This window comes from Klebsiella sp. Ech2A, assembly GCF_030078455.1.
GTDB classification, from domain to species: domain Bacteria; phylum Pseudomonadota; class Gammaproteobacteria; order Enterobacterales; family Enterobacteriaceae; genus Klebsiella; species Klebsiella terrigena.
In genome coordinates this window covers 1-9,716 of the sequence record NZ_JAQGFU010000170.1, presented here as the reverse complement: position 1 = coordinate 9,716, position 9,716 = coordinate 1, and the positions used below count along the sequence as shown (strand labels likewise).

The 9,716-nt window shown below is 60.3% G+C and carries 8 protein-coding genes and 1 pseudogene; 1 reads left to right on the top strand and 8 read right to left on the bottom strand.

The annotated features are described in order from the left end of the window. The 3 genes from menD to PFH44_RS21550 form a co-directional block, all read right to left on the bottom strand. Window positions 1-1,042 (bottom strand): 2-succinyl-5-enolpyruvyl-6-hydroxy-3-cyclohexene-1-carboxylic-acid synthase (gene menD, locus PFH44_RS21560; RefSeq protein ID WP_283826096.1); only part of this gene is annotated, 1,042 nt, incomplete at its 3' end. 76 nt (window positions 1,043-1,118) lie between these two features. Continuing rightward, window positions 1,119-2,414, bottom strand: coding sequence for an isochorismate synthase MenF (menF, locus tag PFH44_RS21555; protein WP_283826095.1), 1,296 nt, complete (start codon window positions 2,412-2,414; stop codon window positions 1,119-1,121). 125 nt (window positions 2,415-2,539) lie between these two features. After that, window positions 2,540-3,016, bottom strand: coding sequence for a GNAT family N-acetyltransferase (locus tag PFH44_RS21550; RefSeq protein ID WP_283826094.1), 477 nt, complete (start codon window positions 3,014-3,016; stop codon window positions 2,540-2,542). 144 nt (window positions 3,017-3,160) lie between these two features. Here PFH44_RS21550 and rnz point away from each other — a divergent pair, with 144 nt between their 5' ends. Further along, window positions 3,161-4,081, top strand: coding sequence for a ribonuclease Z (rnz, locus tag PFH44_RS21545; RefSeq protein ID WP_045856007.1), 921 nt, complete (start codon window positions 3,161-3,163; stop codon window positions 4,079-4,081). 79 nt (window positions 4,082-4,160) lie between these two features. On the opposite strand, the gene nuoN is transcribed toward rnz, so the two are convergent. From nuoN to PFH44_RS21520, 5 genes and pseudogenes are all read right to left on the bottom strand, one after another. Further along, a complete protein-coding gene (gene nuoN, locus PFH44_RS21540; protein WP_045856009.1) occupies window positions 4,161-5,618 on the bottom strand; it encodes an NADH-quinone oxidoreductase subunit NuoN in 1,458 nt (485 codons plus the stop codon). 6 nt (window positions 5,619-5,624) lie between these two features. Continuing rightward, window positions 5,625-7,154: an NADH-quinone oxidoreductase subunit M gene (gene nuoM / locus PFH44_RS21535; protein WP_237375176.1), complete on the bottom strand. Its 1,530-nt coding sequence runs from the start codon at window positions 7,152-7,154 to the stop codon at window positions 5,625-5,627. A gap of 312 nt (window positions 7,155-7,466) precedes the next feature. After that, window positions 7,467-9,308 carry an NADH-quinone oxidoreductase subunit L gene (nuoL, locus tag PFH44_RS21530; RefSeq protein WP_045856013.1) on the bottom strand — a complete coding sequence of 614 codons (1,842 nt, stop codon included), beginning with the start codon at window positions 9,306-9,308 and terminating at the stop codon, window positions 7,467-7,469. Next, window positions 9,305-9,607: an NADH-quinone oxidoreductase subunit NuoK gene (nuoK, locus tag PFH44_RS21525; RefSeq protein ID WP_002913148.1), complete on the bottom strand. Its 303-nt coding sequence runs from the start codon at window positions 9,605-9,607 to the stop codon at window positions 9,305-9,307. Before nuoK ends, nuoL begins: the two co-directional genes overlap by 4 nt. Further along, window positions 9,604-9,716 (bottom strand): annotated as a pseudogene (locus PFH44_RS21520) (NADH-quinone oxidoreductase subunit J); the annotation flags it as partial. The pseudogene PFH44_RS21520 and the gene nuoK, both read right to left, overlap by 4 nt.

Sequence of the window (9,716 nt, the reverse complement as noted above, 5' to 3'; positions counted from 1 at the left end):
TCGTTGCCCAGGGCTGGCGTTTTTCCGCCGGATGCAGCTCAAGCCACTCCCCCACCGGGCAGACCAGACGGCGGCCGCGGTGCTGGGCCGGATCTAAACGGCCGGGTAAATTATCGACCAGCCAGTACTCCTCGGGCTCGCAGGTCGCCTGCCACTGCAGAAGGCGTTTTCCGGTCAGGCTGCTGCCCAGCTGAACGACAATTTGCGCCTGCTCCAGCTCGCTGACCGCTTTACCGTTACCCAGCCATAAATCGGCGCAGGGCAGCGGTTGCCCGGTTTGCGAAAGCACGTCGCCAATCAGCGGCCAGCCGAGCATTTTCGCCCACGCGGCGGCCTGTACTCCTTCGGCGGCGCTCATGCGCCCGGCGATCACCACGCCGCGCTTTTGTCGCCAGAAAAACCAGTCGCGCTGCTTTTCACTACCGAGATGCAGCGACTGACGCAGCCAGGGCGTATCGCTCTGCCACCACTCCCCGAGCTGCTGCTGCCAGCTCACGCCGGTATCGTCCATATCGCCATACAGCGGCTCGGCAAACGGACAGTTAATATGCACGCCGCCGGAATGCAGCGCGCCCAGCGCCTGGTCGATGGTTGAAACCAGCCAGCGCGCGGGAATATCCTGCGACGGACGCGGCAAAGAGAGGGTTTCGGACGGGTGCGATGCGAACATGCCCGGCTGGCGGATAGCCTGGTTGGCGCCGCAGTCGATAAGCTCCGGCGGACGGTCAGCGGTAAGCAGAATCAGCTTTTCGCCGGTCAGCCCGGCTTCAATCAGCGCCGGATAGAGATTGGCCGTGGCGGTACCGGAGGTGACGATGACCGCCACCGGCTGCCGGCTGGCCTTCGCCAGCCCCAGCGCCAGGTGGCCAAGCCCGCGTTCGTCAAAATGAGTATGGGGAATCAATGCGCGGTTTTCCGCGGCTGCCAGCGTTAAGGGCGTCGAGCGCGACCCCGGCGCAATGCAAATATGCTGCACGCCGTGGCGGGTTAATGCTTCAAGGATCACCGCCGCCCAGCGTCGGTTAAATGCGCTTACTGACATGAAATTGTCCGATATCAAATATTGAGGCTAAGTATAGGTAATACAAAGTGATGGAGTATTGATATGCGTCGTTTATCTACATTTTTCTCAGCAGCAACGAACGCAGCCCCGCCGCTTTATTTTCAATTTCCTGCCACTCTTGCTCAGGATCGGAACCGCTGACAATCCCGGCGCCAGCGTAGAGCCTGAGGGTGTCGTTCTCCACCTTCGCCGAGCGTAGCGCCACGCAGAATTCGCTTTGTGCCAGCGACAGATAGCCGGCGGAACCGGCGTACCATTCGCGGATAAAGGGTTCATTCTGAGTGATAAAATCCAGCGCCGCCCGCCTGGGTAGCCCGGCTACCGCCGCCGTAGGCTGCAGCTGGTGCAGGCAGCGGGTATCGTCGGGTGCGTTTAGCGCCGTCCAGATGCAGCGCCGCAGATGCTGTACGTTACGCAGGCGCACCACCTGCGGCGGCAGCACCTCCAGCATCTGCACTTCATCCTGCATACGCTGGCAAATATCCTCCACCACCAGCATGTTTTCCCGCTGGTTTTTATCGTCGTGCATTAGCCAGTCGGCCAGCGCCTGCGCCCGGCGATCGTCAGCATGGCCGGCGACGGTACCCGCCAGCGCCTCGGTGCGCAGCAGCGTGCCGCGCCGGCGCCACAGCCGCTCCGGCGTTGAGCCGAAAAATGCCTGCTGCGGGCTAAAGGCCATCAGGAAATGGAAGCAGTTAAAGTTTCTGCGGCGGCTGGCGGCCATAATCGACCAGGCATCTAAGGGAGCGGCGAAGCGCAGGTCCGTGGCGCGTGCCAGGACGACTTTTTCCATCTCTGCGGCCGCAATGGCCCGGGTAGCCTGCAGGATAAGCTCGCGCCAGCGCGGATATTCCGGGACGTGCCGTTCGCCGAGTAGCTCAGGTATCGCCGCGGGTCGCGCCTGCTCCGCCGTCAAGGAGTGCAGAAACTCGCGCGCCGCATGAGCGTCTTCGCGCAGCGAAGCGTCGCTGCACAGCACCAGCCGCAGCGAGGCCGCGCCTCCTACCCGGCGCCACTCCAGCCGCGGCAGCACCAGCGCCCCGACCTGCGGACTGAACGCATTCAGGCCGCAAATACGCAGGTCCTGATGCTGCTGATGCTGTAAAAAACGCTGCGCTTCGGCCAGCGAAGAGAACCTTTTCACCGCCCCGAGCGCGGCAAGCTCTTCGTCGCCGCTGCGCTGCTGCCAGTAAAACTGCGGCCACTGGGGCTGATGCCCGCACCACAGCAGGGGATCAAACGCGTCGTGGAGAGGAAACGAAACATCGAAAATTCGCGTGCCGGGCGATGCGGGGAACTCATCGTTCAGACGGCCGCGTAAGCTTTCCAGCGCAGCGGAAACAGACAGCACGCAAACCTCCACAGGATAAAAACCCCACATTATACGGGGTCCTGGCAAGAAATAGCAGTACCCACGATGAGGGAGTGGCCTTTGGCTGCCTGCCCGCCATTTCAGGAAGTCGTGATAGCCTGCGGCTACCTGGGCAGGAGCGGGTCCGCGGCGGCCTCGCGGGCCATGCCGATATGCGCGATCCCGTCTTCGTCGTAAACGTCGGTCACCGCCTGGAAGCCGAAGCTGGCGTAGAAGGACTGTAGGTGTGCCTGAGCACCGAGATAGATAGCCTTTTGCGGCCACAGGCGGGCGCAGCTGGCAAGCGCCTTCTCCATCAGCTGGTAGCCGAGCTTCTCCCCTCGCACCGTCGGGCTGACGATAACCCGGCCAATCACCACCGGTTCGAAATCCTCTGCGCTTTTCAGGATCCGCGCATAGGCCACCAGCTCATCGCCGCGCCAGCCGAGAAGATGACGGTTTTCACCGATCAGATCGTCGCCGTCAACGTCCTGGTAGGGACAGTTTTGCTCGACGACAAAGACTTCACAGCGCAGCTTTAGCAGCGCATAGAGCTGCGGGACGGTCAGCTCGCCGTGGTGGAGATCCTGCCATATCATCATCTATTATTCCTTTATTGAAGTGGACCCTGCATCATTCCGGCGACAGGCGAGCGGCTGAAGGCAACAGGCTCAACCAACGCGCGCGCAACCTGAGGGATGACGGGTATACTCTGTTTTTGACTCACGCCCTAAGGACACAGGACGATGGAATTAACTTTTTTGGGGACATCCGCTGGCGTGCCGACCCGTACGCGTAATATGACGTCTATCGTGCTGAATTTGCAACAGCCAACGGCGGCGGAGGTCTGGCTGTTCGACTGCGGAGAAGGCACCCAGCATCAGTTTCTGCATACCGCCCTGCACCCCGGCAAGCTAAATAAAATTTTTATTACCCATCTTCACGGCGACCATCTGTTTGGCCTCCCCGGCCTGCTGTGCAGCCGCTCGATGCAGGGCAACTCGCTGCCGCTGACCCTCTACGGGCCAAAAGGGCTGCGGGAGTTTGTCGAAGTGGCGCTGCGCCTCAGCGGCTCATGGACCGATTATCCGCTGGATATTGTCGAAATTGGCCCCGGCCTTATCCTGGACGACGCCGGATATCGGGTCACGGCCTGGCCGCTAAACCATCCGGTGGAGTGCTACGGCTACCGCATTGAAGAGCACGATAAGCCCGGCACCCTGGACGCGGCCCGTCTTATCGCCGACGGCGTTCCCTCCGGGCCGCTGTTTCAGCAGCTCAAGCAGGGGCTGAGCGTCGAGCTTGCCGACGGGCGCATCGTTGACGGCCGGCGCTATCTTGGCCCGACGATGCCGGGGAAAAAGCTGGCCATCTTTGGCGATACGGCGCCCTGTGCGGCGGCGCTGGAGCTGGCGCACGGCGTGGACGTCATGATTCATGAGACCACCCTGGAACAGGCGATGGCCGAGAAGGCGAACGCTCGCGGGCACTCCTCCAGCCAGCAGGCGGCGGCGCTGGCGCGCGATGCCGGGGTCGGCACCTTTATCGCCACCCACTTCAGCTCGCGCTACGACCTGCAGGGCTGTCAGCGCCTGCTGGCGGAGTGCCGGGAGATCTTCCCGCAGACCCTGCTGGCGGAGGATTTTATGGTCTATCCCATCCGCTAAACGGGCTGGCCCGGCTTAACGACGCGCATAAAAAAACCGCCGATCGTAGACCGGCGGGTTTTTTGCAGCCGTAGCCGCTTTACATCAGCGGCGTTGCCAGCTGTACGATGCTAATCAGCGGCTGCGGCCAGACGCCGAGTACCAGCACCAGCAGAGCCGAGATCAGCACCACGATACCGCCGGCGCTGTACTGCCAGTTAGACGGCGCATCGCGGTTCAGTTTCTCCGGCGCGCTCAGATAGAGGCTCACCGCGACGCGCAGGTAGTAGTAAAGACCAATCGCCGAGCCCACCACCACGGCGCCAACCAGCCACCACAGGTGCGCGTGCACGCCGACCGCCAGCACGTAGAACTTGCCAATGAAGCCCAGCGTCATCGGAATACCGGCCAGCGACAGCATCATCACCGTCATCACCGCAGACAGAATCGGACGGTGCCAGAACAGGCCGCGATAGGAGTACAGCGAGTCGGCATCCGGGCCACGGTACGGGCTGGACATCAGGCTCACCACGCCGAAGGCGCCGAGGCTGCTGAACAGGTAGCCGGCCAGATAGACGCCGACGGCTTCCATCGACATTTCGCCGCTCTGCAGGGCGATCAGCGCCACCAGCAGATAGCCGAGATGCGAGATCGAGGAGTAGCCGAGCAGGCGCTTGATGTTGGTCTGGCTCAGCGCCATCAGGTTACCGAAGATGATGGACGCAAAGGCGATCAGGCCCAGCACGATGCGCACCGCTTCGCTGTTGCCTACCGGCATATACAGGAACAGACGCATCACCACGCCGAAGATAGCAATCTTGCTGGCGGTGGCCAGGAAGGTTGATACCGGCGCCGGCGCGCCCTGATAAACGTCCGGCGTCCACAGGTGGAACGGCACCAGCGACAGCTTAAAGCCCAGACCCACAATCATCAGACCCAGACCCGCCAGCAGCAGCGGCTCGTGCAGGCTGTTATCCGCCAGGCTCTTACCGAGGGCCAGGAAGGAGAGATTGCCGGAGTTCGCGTACACCAGCGCCATACCGAACAGCAGGAAAGAAGAGGCTGCGGCGGAGAGGATGGTGTATTTGATACTGGCTTCCAGAGACCGTTTCTGGCGGAAAGCGTAGCCGATGAGGCCGAACAGCGGCAGCGAAATCAATTCGATACCGAGGAACAGCGCCGCCAGATGGTTGGCACCCGCCAGCAGAATGCCACCCAGCGCGGCGATGAGCACCAGCAGGTAGAACTCTTCTTTATTATCCTTGTAACCCTCAAGCCACGGATAGGCAAAAGTACAGGTCGCCAGGCTCGCCAGCAGCACCAGCCCGGTGTAGAGCATGGCGTAGCCGTCAACGCGGATCAGCGGCGTAACGTCCATCGCGCCGTTCTGACCGACAAACCAAAGCGATATCAGCGCGGCATTAAGCCCGAGAACCGACAGCGTGGCATTAAGGAAATGATTGCGTCGCCACGCAATGGAGAGCATCACAACCACCACCGTCAAGCCGACGATCAGCAGCGGTAGCAGTGCGATCAGTTGTTGTGGAGTTATTGTCATGGCGAATTACGGCCTTGTAGTAGAAACAGAATTAACAAACCACTGCTGAATGTTGCTCATCGCAGCATGTGAGGTGTCCAGAATCGGCTGCGGGAAGAAGCCCAGCAGCACCAGCAGAACCACCAGCAGCAGAACAATCGACAGCTCGCGCAGCGACATTCCCGGCAGCTCTTTCGCCGCAATCTCGCTCTTCGCTTTACCGAAGTAGGCACGATGCAGCATCGCCAGCGAGTAGACGGAAGCGAACACCAGACCAAAGGTGGAGATCACGGTAATCACCGGCACCACTTTATAGCTGCCGAACAGGATCATGAACTCACCGACAAAGTTACCGGTACCCGGCATCCCGAGGGTCGCCACGGCGAAGAACATCGACAGCGCCGGCAGCCACTTAATTTTGTTCCACAGGCCGCCCATCTGGCGCATATCACGCGTGTGCAGGCGCTCGTAGAGCTGGCCGCAAAGGATAAACAGACCGGCAGCGGAGAGGCCGTGCGCAATCATCTGAATCACCGCACCCTGATAGGCCAGCTGGCTGCCGGTATAGATGGCAATCAGCACGAAGCCCATATGAGAAACGGAGGTGTAGGCAATCAGGCGTTTGATATCGTACTGGCAGAAGGCCATCCACGCGCCGTAGAAAATACCGATGATACCCAGCCACATAGCGATGGGCGCAAATTCGGCGGAGGCGTTCGGGAACAGCGGCAGCGCAAAACGCAGCAGACCGTAGGCCGCGGTTTTCAGCAGGATCCCCGCGAGGTCAACGGAACCGGCGGTCGGCGCCTGGGAGTGCGCGTCCGGCAGCCAGCCGTGCAGCGGCACAACCGGCATTTTCACCGCGAAGGCGATGAAGAAGCCCAGCATCAGCGCGTATTCCACGCCGTGGGACATCGGCGTCTTCAGCAGATCTTCATAGTTGAAGGTCCACACGCCGGTGGCGTTGAAGTGCACGAACGCCAGCGCCAGGATGGCAATCAGCATCACCAGCCCGCTCGCCTGGGTATAGATGAAGAACTTGGTGGCCGCCGTGATACGCGTTTTACCGTCGGAAGCCTTGTGGCCCCACAGCGCGATCAGGAAGTACATCGGCACCAGCATCATCTCCCAGAAGAAGAAGAACAGGAACATGTCGATGGCAAGGAACACGCCGATAACGCCGCCCAGGATCCACATCAGGTTGAGGTGGAAGAAACCCTGATACTTTTCGATCTCGCGCCATGAACAGAGTACGGCCAGTACGCCGAGCAGGCCGGTCAGCACCACCATCAGCAGCGACAGACCGTCGATAGCCAAATGAATGCTAATACCGAAGCGAGGGATCCACGGCATGACAAATTCGGACTGCCATTGGGGAATACCCGCAGCCTGTGTCAGAGAATAGCCGCCCTGCAGCCACAGCTGCAGTGAGAGAACCAGCGTCAGTCCCATGGTAATCAGCGCAATCCAGCGCGGCATCTTCACGCCAAAGCGTTCGGTCTGCCAGCACAGAAACCCGCCGATGAAGGGGATTAGTATTAACCAGGGTAATAACATAGCTGAGTATGTCCCTTATATTTACTCCTGCTCAGGCTATCTCGCTCGTCAGCCCGAATCCTGCCAGTGCTCGCACAAAACGCATCGCGTTTTGAACGTCCGTAAGGACGGCCCCGTAGGGGTGAGCTTCGCGAATCATCCTCGCGCACTTTCGTACGCTGCGGTTGCTTTGCGCTGGCGGTCTCCGGTCTGACTTCGCCGATGACGCCTGTACCTCAGGAACAGATTTTCAACGAATTCTAAAATTCTTTTAGGGTTTGTCGGCCGGATAAGCGCAGCGCCATCCGGCAATCGCTCACCCAGCCAACAAACTCAACGCAGTACCATCAGCAGCGCCAGCACGACAACCGCACCGATGCTCATTGACGCGACATACCAGCGTAAATAACCGTTCTCGCTCAACAGCAGGCCTTTACCTGCAAAGCGGGAGAGGATAGCCGGAATGTTCATCATTGAGTTCAGCGGATCGCTTTTCAGCAGCCACGCCACGCCGAGGAACGGCTTCACGAACACCTTGTCGTACAGCCAGTCGAAGCCCCAGGCGTTGTACCACCAGGTGCCGAGCAGGCGGCCAGGCGCGCTGTTGGCGATGGAGGTCACCAGCGTGCGTTTACCCAGCCACAGCCATGCGGCGATGAGGATACCAGCGATAGCCACGATCCCGGAGGTGATTTCCAGGGTCATGACGCGGCCGTGCTCAAGCTCGGTGGTCTGCGGCAGTACGCCCTGCAGCGGCGGCACAATCATGGCGCCAACGAAGGTGGAGAGAACCAGCAGAATAATCAGCGGCAGGTGATGGGTAATCCCCTTGCCCGCGTGAGCGTGGATCTGCTCCTTGCCGTGGAACACGATGAAGATCATGCGGAAGGTATACAGCGAGGTCATAAACGCGCCGACCAGGCCAGCAACCATCAGGTTGATATGACCGTTTGCCATCGCCCCTGCCAGAATCTCATCCTTACTGAAGAAGCCTGCGGTGATGAGCGGCAGTGCGGACAGCGCCGCGCCCCCCACCAGGAAGCAGACGTACACCAGAGGAATCGATTTACGCAGGCCGCCCATTTTGAAGATGTTCTGCTCATGATGGCAGGCGAGGATCACCGAACCAGACGACAGGAACAGCAGCGCTTTAAAGAACGCGTGGGTCATCAGATGGAAAATCGCCGCGTCCCATGCCTGAACGCCCAGCGCCAGGAACATGTAGCCAATCTGACTCATCGTCGAGTAGGCCAGCACGCGCTTGATGTCGGTTTGTACCAGCGCGGCAAAACCTGCCAGCACCAGCGTCACCGCACCCACGATACCCACCAGATGCAGAATTTCCGGCGTCATCAGGAACAGGCCGTGCGTACGCGCAATCAGATACACGCCCGCGGTCACCATGGTGGCGGCGTGGATCAGCGCGGAGACCGGAGTCGGGCCCGCCATCGCGTCCGCAAGCCAGGTCTGCAGCGGCAGCTGCGCAGATTTACCTACCGCGCCGCCCAGCAGCATCAGGGTCGCCCACGTCAGCATGTTGTTGCCGGCTTCAAAGTGCTGAGGCGCCAGCTCGACCATTTCGCGGAAGTTCAGGGTCCCCAGCTCGTTGTAGAGAATGAACAGCGCGAAGGCGAGGAACACGTCGCCGACGCGGGTCACCACAAACGCTTTCATCGCCGCGGCGCCGTTCTTCGGATCGGTATAGTAGAAACCGATCAGCAGATAGGAGCACAGGCCCACGCCTTCCCAGCCGAGGTACATCAGCAGCAGGTTATCGGCGAGCACCAGAACCACCATGCTGGCGATAAACAGGTTGGTGTAGGCGAAGAAGCGGGAGTAGCCCTCTTCCCCGCGCATGTACCAGGAGGCGAACATGTGGATCAGGAAACCGACGCCGGTAACCACGGAGAGCATGGTCAGGGAGAGACCGTCCAGCACCAGGTTAAAGCCGATGTTGAAATCGCCCACCGACATCCACGTCCACAGCGGAACGCTGATCGCCTGTCTGCCGTTAGCAAAGAAGTCCATCCCAACGAAGGCCGTAACCAGCGCGGCCAGGCCTACCGACCCCATCCCCACGGTGGCGGAGAGGTTTTCCGACCAGCGCCCGCGGGAAAAGGCCAGCAGCACAAAGCCAATCAATGGCAAAAGAATGGTTAAGGAAAGCATGTTCATCCACGCAACTCACTTACTGAATCGATGTTCAGGTTCTGGCGGCGACGATGGAGCTGCAGCAGCAGCGCCAGACCGATACTCGCTTCAGCAGCCGCAAGGCTGATGGCGAGAATATACATTATCTGACCATCGGCCTGACCCCAGTAGCTTCCGGCAACCACGAAGGCCAACGCCGCGGCGTTGATCATGATCTCCAGGCTAATCAGCATAAACAGCAGATTGCGGCGAATCACCAGACCCGTCAGACCGAGAACAAACAGGATCGCGGCGAGGATCAGTCCATGTGTTAAGGGGATCATGCGTGCTCCTCCGTTTTTCTTTTGTCGCTATCGTTCTGGCGGTTGCTCAGCACTTCACCGACGCGCTCTTCGCCGCCGCTGTGGAAGGCAACAACCCGACCCGCCAGCA